Annotated in this window: 18 protein-coding genes and 1 pseudogene; 5 read left to right on the top strand and 14 right to left on the bottom strand. The window is 37.3% G+C overall.

Features of this window, described 5'->3' with window-relative positions; genetic code table 11:
• Positions 1-6: 6 nt before the first annotated feature.
• Complete coding sequence (locus GUU89_RS14225; protein ID WP_162128529.1) at positions 7-552, bottom strand: DUF1599 domain-containing protein; 546 nt, start codon at positions 550-552, stop codon at positions 7-9.
• 91 nt (positions 553-643) lie between these two features.
• On the opposite strand from GUU89_RS14225, the gene folP reads away from it, so the two are divergent.
• Positions 644-1,462 carry a dihydropteroate synthase gene (gene folP / locus GUU89_RS14220; protein ID WP_162128528.1) on the top strand — a complete coding sequence of 273 codons (819 nt, stop codon included), beginning with the start codon at positions 644-646 and terminating at the stop codon, positions 1,460-1,462.
• Complete coding sequence (locus tag GUU89_RS14215) at positions 1,459-2,040, top strand: hypothetical protein (protein ID WP_162128527.1); 582 nt, start codon at positions 1,459-1,461, stop codon at positions 2,038-2,040. The genes folP and GUU89_RS14215 overlap by 4 nt, the downstream gene beginning before the upstream one ends.
• A gap of 76 nt (positions 2,041-2,116) precedes the next feature.
• Here the strand turns inward: GUU89_RS14215 and rlmH are convergent, their stop codons facing one another.
• The 9 genes and pseudogenes from rlmH to GUU89_RS14170 form a co-directional block, all read right to left on the bottom strand.
• Positions 2,117-2,590, bottom strand: a complete 474-nt coding sequence (gene rlmH, locus GUU89_RS14210; RefSeq protein ID WP_162128526.1) for a 23S rRNA (pseudouridine(1915)-N(3))-methyltransferase RlmH — start codon at positions 2,588-2,590, stop codon at positions 2,117-2,119.
• Between the two features lie 8 nt (positions 2,591-2,598).
• Positions 2,599-3,339, bottom strand: coding sequence for a shikimate dehydrogenase family protein (locus GUU89_RS14205; protein WP_162128525.1), 741 nt, complete (start codon positions 3,337-3,339; stop codon positions 2,599-2,601).
• Positions 3,340-4,740, bottom strand: coding sequence for a tetratricopeptide repeat protein (locus GUU89_RS14200; protein WP_162128524.1), 1,401 nt, complete (start codon positions 4,738-4,740; stop codon positions 3,340-3,342).
• 146 nt (positions 4,741-4,886) lie between these two features.
• A complete protein-coding gene (locus GUU89_RS14195) occupies positions 4,887-6,083 on the bottom strand; it encodes an aspartate aminotransferase family protein (protein ID WP_162128523.1) in 1,197 nt (398 codons plus the stop codon).
• Between the two features lie 12 nt (positions 6,084-6,095).
• Positions 6,096-6,341, bottom strand: coding sequence for a hypothetical protein (locus GUU89_RS14190; RefSeq protein ID WP_162128522.1), 246 nt, complete (start codon positions 6,339-6,341; stop codon positions 6,096-6,098).
• A pseudogene (locus tag GUU89_RS14185) lies at positions 6,341-7,932 on the bottom strand (OstA-like protein). Before GUU89_RS14185 ends, GUU89_RS14190 begins: the two are co-directional and overlap by 1 nt.
• 193 nt (positions 7,933-8,125) lie before the next feature.
• Complete coding sequence (locus GUU89_RS14180) at positions 8,126-11,137, bottom strand: DUF7619 domain-containing protein (RefSeq protein ID WP_162128521.1); 3,012 nt, start codon at positions 11,135-11,137, stop codon at positions 8,126-8,128.
• An 11-nt stretch (positions 11,138-11,148) separates the two neighbouring features.
• Entirely contained in the window at positions 11,149-11,910 is a 762-nt protein-coding gene (locus GUU89_RS14175) for a LytR/AlgR family response regulator transcription factor (protein WP_162128520.1), read from the bottom strand.
• A complete protein-coding gene (locus GUU89_RS14170) occupies positions 11,911-13,845 on the bottom strand; it encodes a tetratricopeptide repeat-containing sensor histidine kinase (RefSeq protein ID WP_162128519.1) in 1,935 nt (644 codons plus the stop codon).
• Between the two features lie 307 nt (positions 13,846-14,152).
• Here GUU89_RS14170 and asnB point away from each other — a divergent pair, with 307 nt between their 5' ends.
• The 3 genes from asnB (at position 14,153) to mdh (ending at position 18,868) form a co-directional block, all read left to right on the top strand.
• Positions 14,153-15,769, top strand: coding sequence for an asparagine synthase B (asnB, locus tag GUU89_RS14165; RefSeq protein ID WP_162128518.1), 1,617 nt, complete (start codon positions 14,153-14,155; stop codon positions 15,767-15,769).
• A 185-nt stretch (positions 15,770-15,954) separates the two neighbouring features.
• Positions 15,955-17,895 carry a DNA topoisomerase (ATP-hydrolyzing) subunit B gene (gene gyrB / locus GUU89_RS14160; RefSeq protein ID WP_162128517.1) on the top strand — a complete coding sequence of 647 codons (1,941 nt, stop codon included), beginning with the start codon at positions 15,955-15,957 and terminating at the stop codon, positions 17,893-17,895.
• Positions 17,896-17,932: 37 nt separating this feature from the next.
• Positions 17,933-18,868 (top strand): malate dehydrogenase, encoded by a 936-nt coding sequence (mdh, locus tag GUU89_RS14155; protein WP_162128516.1) that lies wholly within the window; start codon positions 17,933-17,935, stop codon positions 18,866-18,868.
• Between the two features lie 124 nt (positions 18,869-18,992).
• Here mdh and rplS read toward each other — a convergent pair whose 3' ends face one another.
• From rplS to GUU89_RS14135, 4 genes are all read right to left on the bottom strand, one after another.
• Positions 18,993-19,343: a 50S ribosomal protein L19 gene (gene rplS / locus GUU89_RS14150; RefSeq protein WP_162128515.1), complete on the bottom strand. Its 351-nt coding sequence runs from the start codon at positions 19,341-19,343 to the stop codon at positions 18,993-18,995.
• 217 nt (positions 19,344-19,560) lie between these two features.
• Positions 19,561-20,241, bottom strand: a complete 681-nt coding sequence (trmD, locus tag GUU89_RS14145; protein WP_162128514.1) for a tRNA (guanosine(37)-N1)-methyltransferase TrmD — start codon at positions 20,239-20,241, stop codon at positions 19,561-19,563.
• 72 nt (positions 20,242-20,313) lie between these two features.
• Positions 20,314-21,135 carry a class I SAM-dependent methyltransferase gene (locus GUU89_RS14140; protein WP_162128513.1) on the bottom strand — a complete coding sequence of 274 codons (822 nt, stop codon included), beginning with the start codon at positions 21,133-21,135 and terminating at the stop codon, positions 20,314-20,316.
• A gap of 7 nt (positions 21,136-21,142) precedes the next feature.
• Positions 21,143-21,592: a DUF1569 domain-containing protein gene (locus GUU89_RS14135; protein WP_162128512.1), complete on the bottom strand. Its 450-nt coding sequence runs from the start codon at positions 21,590-21,592 to the stop codon at positions 21,143-21,145.
• Positions 21,593-21,632: the final 40 nt, after the last annotated feature.

Below are 21,632 nucleotides of genomic sequence, written 5' to 3'. Positions count from 1 at the left end.
ATGAAATTATTTTTGCCCAAATTGCATCAAAATCAATGCAAAAACGGAGTAATTAATCATGTCTTGGTAGTTGGCATCAATTCCTTCCGAAACCAATGTTTTTCCTTGATTGTTTTCAATTTGTTTAACGCGAAGTAGTTTTTGTAAAATCAAATCGGTTAACGAACTCACACGCATTTCGCGCCAAGCTTCACCGTAGTCATGATTTTTATCTTCCATTAACGATTTGGTTAAGGCCACTTTGGCATCATACAACTCGACTGCTTTTGCCACCTCTAAATCAGGTTGCTCTACAACGCCCAAATCCAGTTGAATTAAAGCCATAATGCAATAGTTTATGATTCCGATAAATTCGCCTGTTTCATCTTCATCTACTTTGCGGGTTTCATTTTGCTGTAAACTTCGGATACGTTGTGCTTTGATAAATATTTGGTCGGTTAGCGATGGTAATCTTAAGATTCTCCATGCGCTTCCATAATCTTTCATTTTATTACTAAAAAGTTGTCGGCAAATAGCGATAACCTTATCATATTCCTGAGAAGTATTACTCATTTCAGTGTATCTTTGTATCAAATTTTTCCAAAAGTAAAGAATAAAGATTGAAGTACAAAGGACTAAATCTTATAACTAACTTAAATTACAAATGACCATTAACTGTCACGGAAACTTAATTGATTTGTCTGTTCCCAAAGTCATGGGAATACTCAATGTTACGCCCAATTCGTTCTATGATGGCGGGAAATATGCTGACGAAACCAGCCTGCTTTTGCAAGTAGAAAAAATGCTGACCGAAGGGGCTGCTTTCATTGATATAGGAGCTTATTCCAGCAAGCCCAGTGCCGAGTTTGTTTCAGAGGAAGAAGAAATTACACGTTTGCTTCCAATACTCAAATTGGTGTTAAAGCGGTTTCCGGAAGCCCTGATTTCTGTTGATACTTTTCGAGCCAATGTGGCCAGAGCGGCTGTTGAAAACGGTGCTTGTATTATCAATGATATTGCTGCCGGTAGTTTAGATGAGAATATGATGAAAACGGTTGCCGAACTGCAAGTACCTTATGTCATGATGCATATGAAAGGGACTCCGCAAACTATGCAAAGTTTGGCACAGTATGATAATATCGCTAAAGAAATGTTGTTCTATTTTTCTGAAAAAATAGCACAAGCCAGAAGTTTCGGAATTAACGATTTGCTTCTCGATCCCGGATTTGGTTTTGCTAAAACGTTGGAACAAAATTTCGAGGTGTTGAATAATTTAGAATTGTTTCAAATGTTGGAATTACCATTACTCGTTGGTGTTTCCCGAAAATCTATGATTTATAAAACCTTAGATACTTCTGCTGCATTTGCCTTGAATGGTACCTCTGTTTTGAATACGATTGCTTTGCAAAAAGGAGCCGGTATTTTGAGAGTACACGATGTAAAAGAAGCGGTTGAATGTATAAAATTAGTGTCCCAATTATGAAAAAAATAGTTATAACAGGAATCGGTTTTTTATTGCTTTCCTGTCAAAATAAAGAAGTATTGTTACCCATGGCGGGCGAAACAGTAGTGGCAGATGTGCAAGATCATTCGCCGATTTATTTCTTTTACAAAACTGAAGAAAAAGACACCTTAATTGAAGTGAATCGAAAAAATTCCATCAGTTCAACAAATTGGTTGTTCAATATTGATAAACGATTGCCCTTGCGTTTGGTTATTCCTGAAATCAAGAAGCTTCAAAACAAGAAAGAAACCAGTATGCACAAAAGTGAAACTTCAGAGAATTATTTCACGTATACCGATACAACCAAGAAAACCATGGCTTTTTTGCCGTTTACCCAACTAAGATATAAGTTTGAAAAGCCGGATAATAACTTAGCTGTAATCACTTTCGATGAAAATAATTTGGTGCGTTACAAGGATGAGGTTTTCTCAAAAGAGCAATTAACAGTATTCTTAAATGATTCTTTAAAAGATGTGCCTAAAACTATTATTTTTTGTTTCAGTAAAAAGCTGTCTTTCGGGAAATACATACAAGATAAATTGTTCTTGAAAAAATAGTAATTACCAAAAAAGGAATAGCCATTAATCATAACAAAGAATACATCTACTAAGCATGTAAAGTGTATTTCCGACTTTACTGATGATGATAAGGTTCGTTTCTTAAAATAGTGAACCCGCGATACAACTGTTCTATAAAAAACAAACGCACCATTTGATGGGAAAAGGTCATCAGCGACAGCGAAATTTTGCCTAGTGCTTTTTTGTAAACTTCTTCACTAAAGCCATACGGACCGCCAATAACAAAGACTAAAGTTTTTGCTCCCGAATTCATTTTCTTTTGCAAATAATCCGAAAAGCCAACGCTGGAGTAGGTGCTTCCGTTTTCATCCAGTAAAATTAATTGATCGGTTGGTGTGAGTTTGGCCAAAATCAGTTCGCCTTCTTTTTCCTTTTGTTGCGCTTCTGAAAGATTTTTTACGTTTTTGATATCCGGAATAACTTCCAAATCAAATTTGATGTAAAAAGACAATCTTTTCGTGTAATCGTCAATCAAAGTTTGTAATGCTTTGTTGTCTGTTTTACCAATAGCAAGTAGTTTGATGTTCATGCAACTAATTATTTATTCCAAATTTTCCAAGCTTTCTCGGCTTGAAGGACTAACATTTCATAACCGTTTTTGGTAATGGCGCCTTTCTTTTTGGCTTTTTTCAAAAATTGTGTTTCCTCGGGGTTGTATATTAAATCAAAGGCAATGTGTTTTTCGGTGAAAAAGTTATACGGAATAGGAGGGAACTCTTTAGTATTTGGACTGGTGCCCAAAGGCGTACAGTTGATAATAATGTGATAATTATCGAAAGTTGTAGCATTGATACGATCATAATCAATCCCGCTTTCTTTGACTTCGCGCGAAACAAAAGTATAGAGAATCCCAAGTTTATCCAGAGCAAATGCGACGGCTTTAGCGGCACCACCGGTTCCTAAAATTAAAGCTTTTTTGTGATGCGGTTTGATTAAAGGGGCTAAGGATTTCATAAAACCGTAATAATCGGAGTTGTAGCCTTTGAGTTTTCCTTTTTTAGTAAACCGAATGACATTGACGGCACCAATTTGAGCTGCATTCTTAGATAGTTTCGACAAATAAGGAATGATAACTTCTTTATAAGGAATAGTGACGTTCAGCCCTTTTAAATCGGGATTATTGGCAATGACAGCGGGGAATTCTTCGATGGATTGCAAATCAAAATTTTCATAAGTACAATCAACCAGATTGCCTAAAGCAAATTTTTCAGTGAAATACTTTTTCGAAAAAGAATAGGAAATATTTTTTCCGATTAGACCATATTGTCTTCTCGACATTTATTCCGGTTTTTGGTGTTTTGTGATATAATCTTGTACAGTTTTTTTATCCCAAGCTTGAGGAAACAATTCTTTTATAATGGTGTGGTGCTTGAAATTCAAACGCAAACCGTTACTCAAATGAAAGAGTCCTTTTTCTTCTTCATTCAACAACAAGTGAAAGCCGGCTAAACGGTATTCTACTTCAAATTCTTCAGGGAAGTATTCAGCAGCCTGCATTAAAGTTAAAATAGCATTATTGAATTCGCCTAAATGTTTCATACTATCCACCCAAAACAACCAAGTGTCTAATTGATAATCGCCAAACTCAACCGCTTTTCTATAGCCAAACTCGGCTTCTTCAAGCAAGTTCATAGCTTTGTTGATAGTAGCATAGCGTTTCCAATACAAACGATTTTGGTCGTCAATAGCCAATGCTTTATTTACATAGTAAAGTGCTTTTTGGTAGTTTTTTTGACGGACATAATAATCGGTGATGGCAATCCATCCTTTGTCTAAAAGCGGATCTTCGTGTACAGTTTTGTTAAAGTATTTTAAGGCTTCTACTTTATTGCCCAGTTTTTCATAACATTTTCCGATGCGAAGTAAGGCATATGAAGTTGGGTCATCCAATTCAATAGTACGATTGTAGCTTTCGATGGCTTCTTCGTATCTTTTTAAACGCTCCAAGGCTTTCCCTCTTTCCATATAAGCCCCAATGAATTCTTCATCTATATAAGAGGCCAATTCAAAGGAAGTTGCAGCGAGTTCGTATTCTTTGATGCCATAATACAATCTGCCCGATTGGTGCCAGGCAATTTCGCTGTATGGATTCTTGTCGATGTATTTTTTAAGGTATTCGATGGCTTCCAGATTTTGGTCTAAAAACTCGAAACAATACACTACATTGTATAAAGCGGATTGGTCTTCAATATCTTCTTCCAGACATTTGATAAAACTGTCTTTGGCCAATTCCAGATTGTCCATAAAAAGATATTCCATTCCCATTAAGTTGTATACATCAGCATGGTCTTCGGTATACAATAATGCAGTTTGCAGAAACTCCACAGCTTTATCGTGTTGGTCTCTTTTAGAATAAATATTGGCTTTTTGGATAAAAATTTCTTCGTTGGTAGGTTCGATGGCATATAATTCGTTGAGTAATTTTTCCGCCTGATCCAGTTTGTCATCATACACCAACATTTCTACTTGAACTAGTTTTAATCCGGTAGATTTTGGGTGTTGTTCCAATCCTAACTTTAACGCTTTTTTGGCTAAAGTTGCTTTGCCCATGTCGAGGTAATGTAGAATGATTTCCTCGAATTCCTCAGAGTCGAAAAAGAATACTTTGTTGGTTTTCAACATTGATTCAAATTTCGATAAGGATAAGTTGTAATCTTCTTCGTCGTGATCCAGGTGCATAACAGTAGGGTTTAAAATTATCCTTAATAAAATTAGGGAAACGCTGTGCTTTTTTTGTGAAATGCAATTATTGTTGTAAACAATTTAATTAACATTTTTGATTTAGGAAAAAAGGGTAAGTCTTTAGTATACAACAAGTGGGCTTGTTATTTCCCTAATGATTCTTCCATGATTTCATTCATCGCTTCGATGATGATGGCACAACCTTCTCTGATTTCATCTTCAGATACGGTTAACGGGGGAGTAATTCTGATGGCGCAACCTTCGAATAAAAGCCAGAATAAAATTAATCCTTTATCTTGGCATTTGAAGATTACTTTATTGGTAATCTCAGGATCTGTCGTCATAGCCGCCAGCATTAATCCTTTTCCACGAATCTCTTCTATCAAAGGATGTACCAAAAGCTCTCGAAACAGTTTTTCTTTTGCTAAAGATTGTAAAGTATAGTCTTTTTCTATAATTTCTTCCAAGGTAGCCAGGCATGCTGCCGCTATGACAGGATGTCCGCCAAAAGTGGTAATGTGTCCCAGTTTAGGATCGTGACTTAACAAATCCATGTGTTTTTCGTTGGCAATAAAACCACCAACCGGCATACCACCAGCCATTCCTTTTCCTATAATAACTACGTCGGGAACCACATTATAGTTTTCGTACCCGAATAATTTTCCGGTGCGTCCAAAGCCCGGTTGTATTTCGTCTATTATCATTAAGGCGCCCACTTCTTCGCAACGTTTTTTGACTTTGGCCAAGAAATCATTATTAGGTTCAATAAATCCGGCACCTCCTTGAATACTTTCGAGAATGATTCCGGCGGTTCGGGTAGTTATTTTTTGAATATCATCTTCGTTATTGAACGTGATAAAATCCACATCAGGAATCAGCGGTCTGAAGATTTGCTTGCGCTCTTCAAATCCCATGACACTCATGGAGCCCATAGTATTACCATGATAGGCGTTATGACACGAAATCAATTGACTTCTGCCGGTAACACGACGTACCAGTTTTAAAGCTCCCTCTGTAGCTTCGGTACCTGAGTTGACTAAATACACTTTATTTAAATTTGGATGTAGATTTTCGACTAATACTTTACAATACGCCACTGCCGGATGCTGAGCATATTCACCATACACCATAACATGAGAGTATTTGTCTAATTGGTTTTTGATGGCTTGGTTAACTTTCGGATGTTGGTGCCCCAAGCTACAAGCAGAAACGCCTGCTACAAAATCAAGATATTTTTTGTTATTGGCATCGTATATATAGGAACCAATGGCATGCGATACTTCCATACCCAGAGGATAAGGAGAGGTTTGCGCTTGGTATTTTAGGAAATCTTGTTTCAACGGGTGTTGATTTTATTCGTTTAGTTGATAATTTGTGACAGTATTACAATTGGAACACCAATTAAATTGCTCTTCCTGGCTTTGCAAAAAGGTTTTCGTCTTTTCAGTACAGTTTTCACAAGTTTCTTCCTCTTTATCATCTTCATATATTTGCAACGGGCAGGCATTGCAACTCCAAACGGTAATATTGGGTAGTACTTCGCTAACGTACCAAGAAAAAGCATCTTGTTTGCATTTGGGACAAAGTTGTGTTACCATTATTTTACCATTGGTTTCGGATTGTTCTTGTCGTAATCTAATGTCTCTTTTCTTGGTTTCAAAGGTTGGTCTTCTTTGGCCATTTCTGCTTTTCGTTCGGTTTGAATTTTAGCGTCTAATTCGTTTTCTTCCGGCGGAAAAATATCGTCTTTCGATTTTATCCGTTCGTCACCACGCCATATGAATCCCCTTAATTTTCGGGCATTTTCGGGCAAATCTTTTTCGGGATAAATATCGCCATCTACGCTATTGAAAAAAGTAATAGTGTCAATGGTACTTTTGTCTAAAGTCATATTGATTTTACTACTCACATTTTTATTGATGCCAATCAGTTCGTGTTGGTCATTGCGCATGTAATACACCACTTCGGTGTTTTTGATTACATCTACTTCGTAAAGTTTGTTATCCTTGAATTTACCATACAGATTTTGCCCTTTAACCTGATTATAACCGGTTCCGACAGAATCTTTGGAAACAATAAAGGCATTATTCAGCACTTTGAGTGAGTCAAGTTTTTCCGTTTTATTATTTCCAATAAGATGCATCACATCGCCGGTCATTTGGTTTTCATAATTCCAAAGTATCGGTTTTCCTATGAGTTTGGTTAAGGCCTTCTTTTGATCGGAATGAATAGAATCACATTTACCGCTCATATCCGTTTTATAAAAACGCACATTGTTAAAACCACGCACTATGCGCTCTGCGGCTTTTCCGGTAATTAGCATTTTCTTGCCATGAACGTACATTGAATCTTTTTCTACCAATGTAATAGCCACCGCTCTTTTGGTAATCATGATGGAATCGGTTTGTTTTTTCAGATTGCGGTATATCTCAGCATAGTGTCCTTTGATAAGACCTTTATTGATGGAATCTGTGATTTTGACGTTGTTAGTTGCCGAGGCATATTCTCGGTTTCGGTCATAATACAAACTGTCACCTTCAATGCGTCGGTCTTTGTATTTGATATACGATTTTCTAAGAAAATGGGCCAAGTTCTTTTTGGTGTCGTAAAAACCTTTTTCGGTATAAATATAATTTTCTTTGCTGGTAATAGTCGAAGGACCAAACAAATAGGAATGACCTGAATTAGTATAATAATCCAAATGATTGGATTTGATAGTATATTTTGGATTAGTTATAGTAACAGCGGTTAAGAAACGGAACTTTTTTCTTTGGCATAATAGCGCCCCGATTTGCTTTTTAAGGTGTTGTCTTTGTTGGTGATGGTTCCGTTAGAGTTGTAAAATGCTTCCTGAACATTTCTGTCAAAGTTAATAGTATCGGTAACTAAAGTAGATTCAGGCGAACGCATAATCACATTTCCGGTGGCATACGCTTGTTTGACTTTGCCGTTGTATTCGGCGTATTTACTGTTTAAAAAAAGCGTGTCGCCTTGTACCATCTGTACTTCACCAAAAGCTTTGATGTAGTTTTCTTTTTGAAAAAAATAAGCTTTATTACAAGTAAAAACAACTCCTTCGTGGCTTACTCTTACATTACCTCGCAGCAATAAAGCATCAGGAATTTCAGTTTGATTGACATCGGAAAAATCGGCATACTCTACATTTATCTGTGATGATTTTTGTGCCATAGCAACAGGAATCAAGCCAAATAGTAATCCGAAGCAAAAAAGTAACTTTTTCAATGGGTTGAATTTTGGGCAAATTTATAAAATTAGCGGCAATGATAATGGCAATTAAGAATTATTTATCAATGTCGGGTTTTAATAAATAAAGCGCAAACCTGTTACGATTTGCGCTTTCCAATTTACTTAACTTCTAACTTTATTCTTTAACCACTTTTTCAATTTTACTGCCGTTTTCGGAGGTTATTTTCAGAAAATAAACCCCGTTTTGTCTGATTGAAATATCAAATATTGTCTCGTTACCATTGGCCAAATCGGTTTCGAGTAACCTTCCTTGGATATCAAATAACTGAATCGTTTTGATGTTGAATTTACTACTGATATTGATAATAGCAGTAGTCGGATTTGGATAAATAGTAACGCTGTTGTCAAATTGATGAATAGGATTACTCAGTGCTTCAAAAGTAGTTTGGGCCTCATTGGTGGAAATTGGGGCATTGTAATCAAAATAGATTTTGGCGGTTTTACTAACATAATCTCCTTCTGCCAAGTCGGATTTTGATTTGATTTTGAAAAGCACATCACCATGCCCGCCTACCGGAGGATTGCCTCCCGCTGCTTCCAAATTAATGCTTTTGAAAATGAATTCTACTACATTGCCGGTAATTTTGGTGTAAGCCGGATTAGAAGTGTTTAAAACTTGTAAAGAGTTGATGTCGTATTTAGTCGAATCAATTACATCTTTAACCACCACGTTTTCGGCCAGATAATTTCCGGTGTTTTCAAAGGTTATGCCATAATGTAAGTATTTACCAATTTCTGTCGGAGCAACCGAATCGCCTTCCAAACAAGTAATGGCATTTGGGTCAAAGGAGCCTACAACGGTTTGATTGTAAACAAAAGTGTTGTCATTTACATTTTCATCTCCGGCTTGCGGGAAAATAACAGTGTTAAAAGTCAATACATCGCCTATGTTCACAGGGTTAGTATTGGTTGGTACATTAATGTGAAAAGTGACTGTAATGGCTCGACTTTCAAAAGGCAATAAGTTAGCATAGTTCCAAGAAAGTGACCCCGGGATTTCAGCAGTTGGTACTACTGATGTTGACAGCACACTCATCAAATTTTGATTGTAGAAGAAATTAATTCCATACGATGACTGCGACATAACTTGATTTCCTTTGTTTTTGTATACAATTTTGTAAACCGCATCAAATCCGGGACGGGCAGGAGTCATTGGTGTCACTATTACTTCTAAATCCGGATGAACTCCGTTGGCTCCCAGACAAAAGTTTTGAGTTACCGTATTGTTGTTATTATCGGCAAACGGAATGGTAGCTGTTGTTGGAGTAAAATTGAACCAAGCCGAATTTTCGATAGCCGGTGTGATATCAAAACTTCCTGCCTGAGTGTAAAATTTGTAGTTCCCCGAGGCATCAGTAAATGTGCTTCCCTGATTAGTGCCATCGTTAATATTTAATCGGATGTTTGCTTGTGTTAAATCGCTTGCATCACAACCATTGTTATTGGCATCAAAAGTAACTTGGCCGGTTATGGTGTTAAAATTGCCATTGGGAGTGAAAGAACAGTAAGAGTTAACTACTGCACTTGATCCGATGGAAGTAAAATAATTTTCAAAGTAATCAGCCTCGTCATCATCAACACATACAAATTGCAAATTTGAGTTTGCATTTATGGCAAACTGCATCGCATCACATGGTGGAGCACCGTTTTTTAAATTTAGATTGGTTAAAGTGTTGCTGTTAGAACATTGAAAATTACATAAAGTAGGATTGTTGCTCAAATCAAGTGTAGTAAACAAGTTACCATCACAATTGAACTCTATCAGATTGGTAAGATTAGAAACATCAATAGCAGTAAGATTGGTATATCTCACATTAAGATTAGAAATGTTGTTCAATCCTGTTAAATCTAAAGTTGTAATTGGCGCTCCGGCACAATGAAAATTAACCAAATTGGTACAATGCGACAAATCCAACGAAGTGATGTTGTTCATGCCACAGTTTAAGTCGGTGAGCGCTGTATTGTTGGTTAAATCTAAAGTACTTAAAGCATTGTTTCTACAGGATAAATATTGTAAAAGCGGTGAACCGGTAACGTCTAACGCCGTGATTTGATTCATTTCACACCAAACCGTTTTGAGGTTGGGTTTTCCGGTGAGGTCGAGTGTGTTTATCGAGCTGTTTCCGCAGAAAAGGATTTCTAGGGCAGGACAATTCGATACATTTAATGTCTCCATGAAAATGTTTTCACATCTTAAATCTTTTAAATTAAGTAGTCCGCTAACATCCAGTGAAGTTGCTATACAAGGATTTACATAGAGAGTGTTTACATTTTGAAAGCTTTTAATTCCTTCCAAAGATGCGATTGCCGGACTCTCTGGATCCAATCGGTACGCCAGCAGGGCTTCTGTTTTTTGAATTTCCCCATCATTGTTTTGGTCCAGCATGACAGGACTTGAAGTAACATCATAGGCTATGTTTCCGAACAATAGCTGTGCTTTAAAAACAGGGTCCGGAATGTAAACAATATCAGGATTGGTAACAATCAGTTGAAAGTTTGTAATGTCAAAGCAACCGGTTGTAATGTTTTCCGCTCGGGCATAAATAGTCTGAGGGTTGGTGTCGTTTACAAAGGCTGTAGGAGTTGCTATTGGATTAGTGCCGTTTTGAGCATCAGCTAAAGTAGTATAGTAATTGATTATCAAACTAGTATCTCCACCCATTATCTGAGTAGTTAGCACTGTTAAATCAAAATTGGCATGCCCATCATAAGGAATATCCTCAAGCACTATATTATTTGGATTAATGGCTGTTGGACTTGGATATATTCTTAAATCCATTGTAGTCACTGCAAAACTGTTGTCAGTTGTGTCAGTTGCTCTTACCCAAATGGTTTGCACGGCAGGCATTATGTTGTAATATGGTCCGGGAAGTATTTCATTTACTCCAGCAATTGCATCAGTCATAGTTTCATAATAACTGATAACCACATTGGGCTGTCCCATGATTATTTCCGCATCTTTAGTGTGTAAATCAAAAGAGGCAAAACCATCATTATTGGCGTCACAAAGTGAATAGGGCGCTATCGGATTGGGAACAATCGGATCAGCATAAGCAAAGCCCGATACAAATAATAAAAGCAAAAGGATTGGTTTCATGGTTAGTGATTTTATAAAGTTTGATTTCATAATTCTTGTTTTTAGAGTGCTTTAATCAATTCCTGCAATTTTTCTTTTTTGCTTTGTGCAATAGTAATCTTGGTATTATCGGCCATAATCACATAGCCACCGTCTGACTTGATGTATGATTTCAGATAAGACAAATTAATCAAATGCGATTGATGGATGCGTTCAAATCCGTGTTCGGTCAGTAACTCTTCGTATTCTTTAAGCGTTTTCGAAATCAAAACCGGTTTGTGGTTTTTGATGAAAAACTCGGTATAATTGGCTTTGGCTTCGCAACGAATGATGTCTGAAACTTCAAAAAGATGAATGCCATCACTCGTAGATAATGCGATTCGCTTAAAATTATCCACCTTCTTGCGGATGTTTTCCAACAGTAAATCAATATGCTCAAACGAGTTGCTTTTGCCTACAACTTCTTTGATTTTGGCAATGGTATTTTGCAATTCTTCAGGATCAACCGGTTTTAGCAAAAAGTCTAGAGCGCTGAATTTAAATGCCTTCACAGCATATTGTTCGTGAGCGGTAATAAAAACAATGTGTGCCGTAGTCTTGCCTTTGGTTTTGGCCAATTGTTCCAAAATGTCAAACCCGGTTCCGTCTGATAAATGAATGTCGAGGAAAATAACCTGAGGCTGTATTTTTTCTAATAACGCTACTCCTGTTTTTACACTTTCGGCCTCACTAATGATATGAATTTCATTGGTATAGCGTTCCAAAAGAGCTTTTAAACCGGTGCGTAAATGCTTGTCATCGTCTATTAAAACTGCTGTAATCATTTATTGTATGTATTGAACAGGCAAGCGCAAAGTAACTTTGGTTCCTGTGATTTCGTTATTATTTTCGATTTCCTGTATGTCTATTTGTGCCGATTTGGAGATGGTGGCTTCCATAATTTCCAATCGTTTCTTGGTGATTTCTAATGCCATCGATTTGTGAGCCTGCATCGAGTTTTCTTTCATTTGTTTCGATTTGGAAACGCCGATACCATCATCGGTAATGGTACAAACCAATTGTCCGTTTTCGACATTAAAAACCACTTCAATTTTTCCTTTACTTTCTTTAGGCACTAAACCGTGCAAGATAGCATTTTCAACAAATGGCTGAATTAATAATGGCGGTATGCCCATGTTAAATTCAACGGTGTCACTCGACTGAATCGTGAAATCAAACTTGTTGTGAAAACGAAGTTGTTCTAATTCTAAATAGTTTTGTAAACTTTCAATTTCTTTGTCAATTGGGATTAGAGACCCTTTTGAATACTCTAAGGTTAAGCGCATTAGCTTAGAAAATTTAGACAAATATTTCAAAGCTGAATCGGTTCCGTTTTGCACGATAAAACTCGAAATCGACCCCAGGCAATTAAATACAAAATGAGGGTTCATCTGTAAATGCAAAGCTTTTTGTTCGTATTCGGCCACTTCTTTTTGCAAGGTTAAACGACGTTTTACTTGCCTGCGGTTATAAATTAAGAATATCAACCCAATGAATAGTATAGCACCCAAAATAGAGAAAATAGTAAATTGAGTTTGTCTCTTGTTTTGTTCGGCCAATAAAGCAGCTTTTTTTTGGTACTCAAAATTCATTTCTGCCTGAACAAATTTTTTGTTGTTTTCCTGATTGGTAATGCTGTCACGGGCAACGATGTAATTTTTGTAATGTTCGAGAGAGGCGGATGGGTTGTTGAGATAGCCATACAACTCGCTGACTAATTTTTCAGAATGATAGGTTTGGTCGAGCACGCCAATTTCTTTAGCATAAGCCAACGATTTTTGCGCATACGTCATGGCTTCAGCATACTTTTTTTGGTCACGGTACAGTTGTCCCAAATTATACAAAGCCAAGGAAGCTCCGAATTTATTCTGAATCGATTCATACATCGTCAACGCCTTGTTGTAGTAGGCAATTGCTTTTTCTGAATCGTTTTGTTTTTGATAGTAATCGCCAAAATAATTGTTCAGTAACGCTTGCCCGCGCAAATTGTTTATGGTTTTGAAAAACTTTTCAGCTTTGTTGTAATACTGTAAGGCTTTCGCCGAATTGTTTTGCTCAAAGTAAATCACACCAATATTAGTAAGCGTCACCGAGACGGTCTGTTCACCTGTCTGCTCCTGAATTTTCAGTGCTTTTTGAAAGTATTCTAAAGCTTTTAGGTTGTTGCCCTGCGATTTATAAACTACTCCTATATTATTATACGCTTTAGAAAGACTGTTTTTTTGATTGGTTTCCAGATAAAGTTGTAACGCTTTCTGATAATTTTCGAGTGCTGCATAATAGTTGCTCTCCTGTGAAAAAATAACACCTAAGCTGGCGAAACTCCGGGCTAAGCCGTTTTTGAAGTTCTTGTTTTTTTCGTCGTTTTTGAGCAGGTTTTGAAAAAGGGTTATGGCTTGGGTAAAGTTTTTTTTAGCCATAATATAATCGCCTGAAATAATCGCAATATTACCTTGATTTACCAGACCGTTTGCCAAGCCGTTAGTGTACTGAATTTTACGAGCCAGACTAACCGCTTTTGAAGCATAATAAAAGGAAGAATCTACATGGCTTTCTTTGAACTCAAAGGCTAAATGATTATATACATTTACTTTTGCCGTATCCGTTTTAGTAACGCGTAAGACCCTTCCTAAACTGTCTATAGCAGTATTTTGCGAGACAACCATTTGGCTGTAGCTTAAGCAAAAGAATAGAACCGCTGTTTTTAAAATCGTTTTCAAAATGGCTTTGTTTTAATTTCTCAAACAAATATAGACCAAGTTCTCGCTATACAATCAACCGTTTTTTATTTTGAGGTTTTTGATTATTATTCTCTGACTATGGTTTATTATCTCAAACGGAATTGTTCTTTTTAGGATTTTTAACCAAAATCAGCTGGATTTAGTAGTTTTAGTTTCATATTTATATTTTATTATTTAATTAAGTTATAAATTATAATTAATTAGTTGTTTTTAGTTTATGTATTAAAACCAATATAGCATTTTTGCTTTATCAAATAAACCAAATAAGAATTTAAAGATTACGATTATGTGCGGAATTTTAGCCATTATAGGAAAAGGAAAAGATGAACAATTGGTAAAGCAACTTTCAAAAAGAATGTCACATCGTGGCCCGGATGAAAGCGATATGCATGTTACTGAAAATGGGCATATATTAAGTCACGAGCGTTTGTCAATCATCGATTTGCATTCTGGAAGACAGCCTATACAAGGTTGCTCTACAGCTTGGATGGTCCATAATGGCGAAATCTACAATCATCAGGAATTGAGAGATACTGTTCTAAAAGACCATGTTTTTCGTTCTAAATCTGATTCGGAAGTGATTGTTCATTTATATGAAAAATTCGGGTATGATTTTGTACACTTATTAGATGGTGATTTTGCTTTCGTTGTGATTGATGGCGATGATTACATTGCCGGACGTGACCCGTTGGGCGTGAAACCTTTATATTATGGTGTTGATGACAGGGGCAGAATGTATTTCGCATCCGAAATGAAACCAATTGCTGATCAGTGTAAAACGTTTTCCACTTTTCCTCCCGGACATTATTATACGCATGAAACCGGTTTTGTAAAATACTATCAACCGGAGTATGAAGATTTCAAAAAAGCAGATAAAGAAGTAGATTATGCACTGCTAAGAGAATCCTTAACCGAAGCTACCCGTAAAAGATTGATGAGTGATGTGCCAATAGGGGTATTGCTTTCCGGCGGATTAGATTCGTCATTAACTTCTTCTATTGCCGCTCGTTTGTTAAAAGAAAAAGGAAAGGAATTGCATTCGTTCTCTATAGGATTAGATGCTGAAGCTCCTGACGCCAAAGCAGCCAGAAAAGTGGCCGAGTTTTTAGGAACAACGCATCATGAAATTCATTTTACAGTACAACAGGGAATCGAAATTTTAGATAAATTAATTTGGCATTTAGAAACCTACGATGTGACTTCGGTAAGAGCCAGTACACCCATGTATTTTCTATCCAAAGCCATTACCGATATGGGTATCAAAGTAGTGCTTTCGGGTGAAGGAGCCGATGAGGTTTTTGGAGGCTATTTGTATTTCAGAAATGCGCCTTCTACAGAAGATTTTAGCAAAGAAACCATCGAAAGAGTGCAAAAGTTATTTACAGCCGATTTGCTTCGTGCCGATAAATCAACCATGGCCCACGGATTAGAAGCTCGAGTACCGTTTTTAGACAAAGCTTTCTTAGATGTAGCCATGTTAATTAAGGGCGAGGAGAAACAACCTAAGACCTACGAAGGTCGTGAAAAATACATATTGAGAAAAGCATTTGATACTCCGGATTCCCCATACCTTCCTGATGAAGTATTATGGCGTCAGAAAGAGCAATTTTCAGACGGAGTTGGGTACAATTGGATTGACGAATTAATTGAATACTGCGCTTCACAAGTGACTGATGAGCAAATGGCTGAAGCGACAAAACAGTTTCCTTACAACACACCGGCCACGAAAGAGGCTTATTTTTACAGAACTATTTTCCACAAATACTATCCACAGGTCAGTGCGGCTCAAACCGTGCGCAAATGGATACCAAAATGGCAGGAAAACCAAGATCCGAGCGGTAGAGCTAATGCAGCTCACGTGCAAGCGGATATTGAAATCGCAAAGTCAAGTGTGACCACTTGAGTTTAGTTTGAAGTTTAGTTTGTTTGTTAAAAACGCTCATCATTTTTGGTGAGCGTTTTTTGTTGAAATAATGCCGAAAATGTTAATAACTTAAGGGTTTTAACACCGTTTTGGGATAGGAAATCTTGTGTGTTTTCATATATTTGCGTGTTTGACAAAAATTACATTTTTTACGATAAAATTATATGAGCGACGAGATTAAAAAGAATAATTATTCAGCGGATAGTATTCAGGCTTTAGAAGGAATGGAGCACGTAAGAATGCGTCCATCCATGTACATTGGAGATACCGGAGTCAGAGGTTTGCATCATTTGGTTTACGAAGTAGTAGACAACTCTATTGATGAGGCGTTAGCCGGACATTGTGATACCATCAGTGTAATTATTAATGAAGACAATTCTATCACGGTTGAAGATAACGGTCGTGGTATTCCGGTTGACATGCACAAAAAAGAAGGTGTGTCGGCTTTGGAAGTAGTAATGACCAAAATTGGTGCCGGAGGAAAATTCGATAAAGACTCTTATAAAGTTTCCGGAGGTTTGCACGGTGTTGGGGTTTCGTGTGTGAATGCTCTTTCGGATCATTTGCGTGCTACAGTTTTCCGTGACGGTAAAATGTATGAGCAAGAGTACGAAAGAGGTAAAGCGATGTATCCGGTTAAACAAATTGGGGAAACCGCCAAAAGAGGAACTACTGTTACTTTTAAGCCCGATGCAACTATTTTTACTCAAACTTTAGAATATTCATATGATACGTTAGCGGGTCGTATGCGTGAGCTTTCGTTTTTGAACAAAGGCATCACCATTACACTTACAGACAGAAGACATACCAAAGATAATGGCGAATTTGAGGGCGAAGTTTTCCATTCGAAAGAAGGATTGAAAGAGTTCGTTAAATTTTTAGATGGAAACCGTATTCCAATCATTAGCCATGTAATTAGCATGGAACATGAAAAAGGCGAAATTCCGGTTGAAGTTGCCTTGATTTATAATGAAAGTTATGCAGAGAATATTTTCTCTTATGTAAATAACATCAACACCCACGAAGGAGGAACGCATTTACAAGGTTTCCGTATGGGATTAACCCGTACGTTGAAAAAGTATGCGGATGCTTCGGGCTTGTTGGAAAAATTAAAATTCGAGATTTCGGGTGATGATTTCCGTGAAGGATTGACAGCGATTATTTCGGTGAAAGTGGCTGAACCACAGTTCGAAGGACAAACCAAAACGAAATTAGGAAACAGAGAAGTGGTTTCTCCGGTTTCTCAAGCTGTTGCCGAAATGTTAGAGAATTATTTGGAAGAAAATCCAAATGATGCTAAAATCATCGTGCAAAAAGTTATTCTCGCAGCTCAGGCACGTCATGCGGCTAAGAAAGCACGTGAGATGGTACAGCGTAAAACGGTTTTAGGAGGTGGTGGTTTACCGGGTAAATTGTCTGACTGCTCAGAACAAGATCCTGCAAAATGTGAAGTATATCTTGTCGAGGGAGATTCGGCGGGTGGAACGGCTAAGCAAGGTCGTGACCGTAACTTCCAAGCGATTTTACCTTTGCGTGGTAAGATTCTGAACGTAGAAAAAGCCATGCATCACAAAGTATTTGAAAACGAAGAAATTCGAAATATATTCACTGCTTTAGGAGTTACTATCGGAACCGAAGAAGATTCTAAAGCTTTGAATTTAGAAAAACTACGTTACCACAAAGTAATCATCATGTGTGATGCCGACGTGGATGGAAGTCACATTTCTACCTTGATTTTGACCTTCTTCTTCCGTTTTATGAAAGAATTAATCGAAGGTGGACATGTTTACATAGCTGCACCACCATTATACTTGGTTAAAAAAGGAAACAAAAAAGAATACGCCTGGAACGATGACCAACGTGACATTGCTAACGAAAAGATGGGTGGAAGTGCCGCTATTCAACGTTATAAAGGTCTTGGAGAGATGAATGCGGAGCAGTTATGGGAAACAACCATGGATCCAAATTTCAGAACGTTGCGTCAGGTTACCATCGACAGTTTAGCTGAGGCCGACAGAGTATTCTCAATGTTAATGGGGGATGAAGTTCCGCCTCGTAGAGAATTTATCGAGAAAAATGCAGTATATGCTAATATCGACGCATAAAAATTAAATAACATAACAACAAACAAATTTTACACAAATGAAAGTTACGATTGTAGGAGCAGGAAATGTTGGTGCCACTTGCGCTGATGTGATGGCTTACAGAGGAATTGCCAGTGAAATCGTCCTATTGGATATCAGAGAAGGTTTTGCAGAAGGAAAAGCATTGGATATTATGCAATGTGCTACCAATACAGGTTTTAATACCAAATTGACAGGTGTTACTAATGATTATTCAAAAACGGCGGGAAGTAACGTGGTGGTAATTACATCGGGTATTCCAAGAAAACCGGGAATGACACGTGAAGAATTAATCGGTATCAATGCCGGGATAGTAAAATCAGTAGCAGAAAACTTATTACAACATTCACCTGAGGCTATTTTCGTAATCGTTTCTAATCCAATGGATACCATGACGTATTTGGCGTTCAAATCATTGGGTTTACCAAAAAACAGAATCATCGGTATGGGTGGCGCTTTAGACAGTTCACGTTTCAGAACGTATTTGTCTTTAGCTTTAGACAAACCGGCTAATGATATTTCGGCAATGGTTATTGGAGGTCATGGCGATACTACTATGATTCCGTTAACACGTTTGGCTTCTTATAACGGAATTCCGGTTTCTCAGTTTTTATCGGAAGAGCAATTAGCTAAAGTAGCGGCTGACACTATGGTGGGAGGTGCTACACTTACAGCTTTATTAGGAACTTCGGCTTGGTATGCACCGGGAGCTTCGGTAGCTTACTTAGTTGATAGTATTTTGAACGATCAAAGAAAAATGATTGCTTGTTCTGTTTTTGTAGAAGGTGAGTATGGTCAAAACGATATTTGTATCGGAGTGCCATGTATCATTGGAAAAAATGGTGTGGAGCAAATCGTTGATGTTAAATTGAACGATGCTGAAAAAGCTTTATTTGCTAAAAGTGCCGATGCGGTAAGAAGTATGAACGACGCTTTGCAAACCGTTTTAGGATAAAACTTAAAAGGACATAAATAGGAAAACCCGAATTGGCAACAGTTCGGGTTTTTTGTTGGATGAGGTATGTCCATAAAAAAAGTCCCGAATTATCGGGACTTTTTTATAGGCTGAAAGTTTAGAATTATCTTCTTCTTTCTTTGATTTTAGCTTTTTTACCGGTAAGTTCTCTAAAGTAGAAAATACGAGCTCTTCTAACTTTACCTCTTTGGTTTACTTCAACTTTTTGTAACGCTGGCATGTTAACCGGGAAGATACGCTCTACACCTACAGCACCAGACATTTTGCGGATTGTAAACGTTTCAGTCAATCCAGCACCTTTTCTTTGAATAACAACTCCTTTGAAAAACTGAGTTCTTGTTTTCTCACCCTCTTTAATTTCGTAGTACACAGTGATAGTATCACCGGCTCCGAACGCAGGGAAATCTTTTTTTGTCGATAATTCGTTATTAACGAAATCTACTAAATTTGCCATTTTTATTGATTATTATGGTTTGAAATCAGAGCAACATTCACGGTTCTCGCCAGAGGTTGGTCTAATGTGGGGGCAAAGATAAAAAAGAATTGTGAATTATGAATTGTGAATTGTGAATTTTTTCAATCTTTTTTATAAATTTAAAAATATGTAAATCATTAGGTTATGAATTTTATTATGTAACCATTCCTAATTCCTAATTCGTAATTCGTAATTTCTACGATTCGTCAAGCAAATCAGGACGTCTGTTTTTAGTATGTTCATACGCCATATCCTCACGCCATTTATCAATTTTGGCAAAATGACCGCTGGTCAATACTTCCGGAACTTTCCATCCTTTATAATCTGCCGGCCTAGTGTAAATGGGCCCGGATAATAAATTATCTTGAAAACTATCGGTCAAAGCTGAGGTCTCATCACTCAAAACCCCGGGAATCAATCTAATTATGGCATCGCAAAATACAATGGCTCCGATTTCTCCACCGGATAGCACATAATCGCCAATCGAAATTTCTTTGGTAATAAAATGATCGCGAACGCGTTGGTCAACTCCTTTATAATGACCGCACAGTATGATGATATTCTCATACATCGACATCGTATTGGCCATTTTTTGATTCAAAGTTTCCCCATCAGGCGACATATAAATGATTTCGTCGTAGTCTCGTTGACTTTTCAAATGAGTAATACAATCATCAATGGGTTGTATCATCATGACCATGCCGGCACCTCCGCCAAACTGGTAATCATCCACACTTTTTTGTTTGTTGGTGGTGTAATCTCTCAGATTGTGAAAGTGTACTTCAACCAATTCTTTTTCAATGGCGCGTTTCATGATAGAACCTTCAAAAGGACTTCTCAATAAATCGGGTAATATGGTGATGATGTCTATTCGCATGGCGCAAAGATAGTAGTTTTTTTGGAAGCTGTTCCCGCTATCCGCGCTACATGGTAGCTTGCTACTATCGGGCTAGGGCTTCTTCTTACTTAGGAAATTATTTTTAGTTGCCGCAATCGAATAAACCATCGGGATTTTGCTGCCTAAGTGTTGAATTCGAAACTTCCCTTTTTCAATTTGAACAGTTTCATTAAAACAATCATAAGGTGAATAATCATACTCGTTAAAACTATTGATTTCCAATCCGTTTTTAATTAAGCTGTTTAAAATTTCGGATATAGGATGGTTCCAACTGATGGTTTTGGTAGTTATCTCAGCGTCTTTATCGGCATAAGTTCCGCTAGTACTTTCTATAATTGGTTCAACATTGAAATAATTATAAAACACGGTCTTGAAATGATCGTCAAACATCCAAACCACCGGATGGAAATCGGCTATAACAAACCTTCCGCCGGGTTTTAAAAAATGAGCAACTACATTCGCCCATTTATCCAAATCGGGCAGCCAGCCTATCGTACCATAGCTGGTAAAAACGATATCAAACTTTTCATCCAGATACTTCGGTGTATCATAAATATCACAGCAAATAAAAGTAACGTCCAGATTCAGTTGAGTAGCAAACTCCCTGGCTCTGTCGATAGCTTTGTCCGATAAATCAATACCTGTTGCCTGAGCATTCATTCTAGCAAATGAAATGGTGTCTTGCCCAAAATGACATTGCAGGTGTAGGATTTTCTTTCCCGCAACCTCACCCAACAAGGACAGTTCAATTTCGTTTAAGGTAGATTTACCATTCATGAAACCTTCCATGTCATAAAACTCGGAAGCGATATGGACATCCGTCTTCTCGTTCCAGGTTTGCTTGTTGATATTGATATAATCGAGTTTTTTCATAACGATATTACACTCCAAATTGTTTTAAATGATGGTCCAAGTGCATAGTGTGCATTTGGCTCCATTCGTCATAAGTCAATTCGCCAAAGAAAGGATGATTCGTAGTCTTAATGGCCTCTTTTCCCAATTCCGAAAAAACAGTTATACGCTCAATCAATCCTTTTTTGGTTTCCTCAAAATCGTATTTCTCTGTTCGGATAAAAGTAGGTGCTGTGGGGCTGTTTTTCTTAAATTCTGATGAGCCAAAAACTTTGCCTTTCAACATTTTTCCAAAAATGCGCATGATGAAATTAGTCTTCATAGGCGTTTGTCCAAAAGTAAAATCGAGTGGAGCCTGACAGTGTGAAAGCATTTGGTCTACTGTCATTTTTCCCCATTGGGCTTTGCTTTCGGGTGAAAGTTTGTTGATTCTGGAAATAAAAATATCGTTGTCGGCTTTGCTATAAATAGAGCTCATGTTTTTCGATTTTTATGGTAGCCAAAATTACAATTTTATA

It is taken from the genome of Flavobacterium phycosphaerae (assembly GCF_010119235.1).
Classification (GTDB): domain Bacteria; phylum Bacteroidota; class Bacteroidia; order Flavobacteriales; family Flavobacteriaceae; genus Flavobacterium; species Flavobacterium phycosphaerae.
The sequence above is the reverse complement of the archived record's forward strand: the minus strand, read 5'-3'. Positions and strand labels throughout refer to the sequence as shown.

Excerpts from the sequence above, each read along its gene's own strand:
- GUU89_RS14225 (WP_162128529.1), bottom strand. The coding sequence starts at position 552 with ATGAGTAATACTTCTCAGGAATATGATAAGGTTATCGCTATTTGCCGA.
- folP (WP_162128528.1), top strand. The coding sequence starts at position 644 with ATGACCATTAACTGTCACGGAAACTTAATTGATTTGTCTGTTCCCAAA.
- GUU89_RS14215 (WP_162128527.1), top strand. The coding sequence starts at position 1,459 with ATGAAAAAAATAGTTATAACAGGAATCGGTTTTTTATTGCTTTCCTGT.
- rlmH (WP_162128526.1), bottom strand. The coding sequence starts at position 2,590 with ATGAACATCAAACTACTTGCTATTGGTAAAACAGACAACAAAGCATTA.
- GUU89_RS14205 (WP_162128525.1), bottom strand. The coding sequence starts at position 3,339 with ATGTCGAGAAGACAATATGGTCTAATCGGAAAAAATATTTCCTATTCT.
- GUU89_RS14200 (WP_162128524.1), bottom strand. The coding sequence starts at position 4,740 with ATGCACCTGGATCACGACGAAGAAGATTACAACTTATCCTTATCGAAA.
- GUU89_RS14190 (WP_162128522.1), bottom strand. The coding sequence starts at position 6,341 with ATGGTAACACAACTTTGTCCCAAATGCAAACAAGATGCTTTTTCTTGG.
- GUU89_RS14180 (WP_162128521.1), bottom strand. The coding sequence starts at position 11,137 with ATGAAATCAAACTTTATAAAATCACTAACCATGAAACCAATCCTTTTG.
- GUU89_RS14175 (WP_162128520.1), bottom strand. The coding sequence starts at position 11,910 with ATGATTACAGCAGTTTTAATAGACGATGACAAGCATTTACGCACCGGT.
- asnB (WP_162128518.1), top strand. The coding sequence starts at position 14,153 with ATGTGCGGAATTTTAGCCATTATAGGAAAAGGAAAAGATGAACAATTG.
- gyrB (WP_162128517.1), top strand. The coding sequence starts at position 15,955 with ATGAGCGACGAGATTAAAAAGAATAATTATTCAGCGGATAGTATTCAG.
- mdh (WP_162128516.1), top strand. The coding sequence starts at position 17,933 with ATGAAAGTTACGATTGTAGGAGCAGGAAATGTTGGTGCCACTTGCGCT.
- rplS (WP_162128515.1), bottom strand. The coding sequence starts at position 19,343 with ATGGCAAATTTAGTAGATTTCGTTAATAACGAATTATCGACAAAAAAA.
- trmD (WP_162128514.1), bottom strand. The coding sequence starts at position 20,241 with ATGCGAATAGACATCATCACCATATTACCCGATTTATTGAGAAGTCCT.
- GUU89_RS14140 (WP_162128513.1), bottom strand. The coding sequence starts at position 21,135 with ATGAAAAAACTCGATTATATCAATATCAACAAGCAAACCTGGAACGAG.
- GUU89_RS14135 (WP_162128512.1), bottom strand. The coding sequence starts at position 21,592 with ATGAGCTCTATTTATAGCAAAGCCGACAACGATATTTTTATTTCCAGA.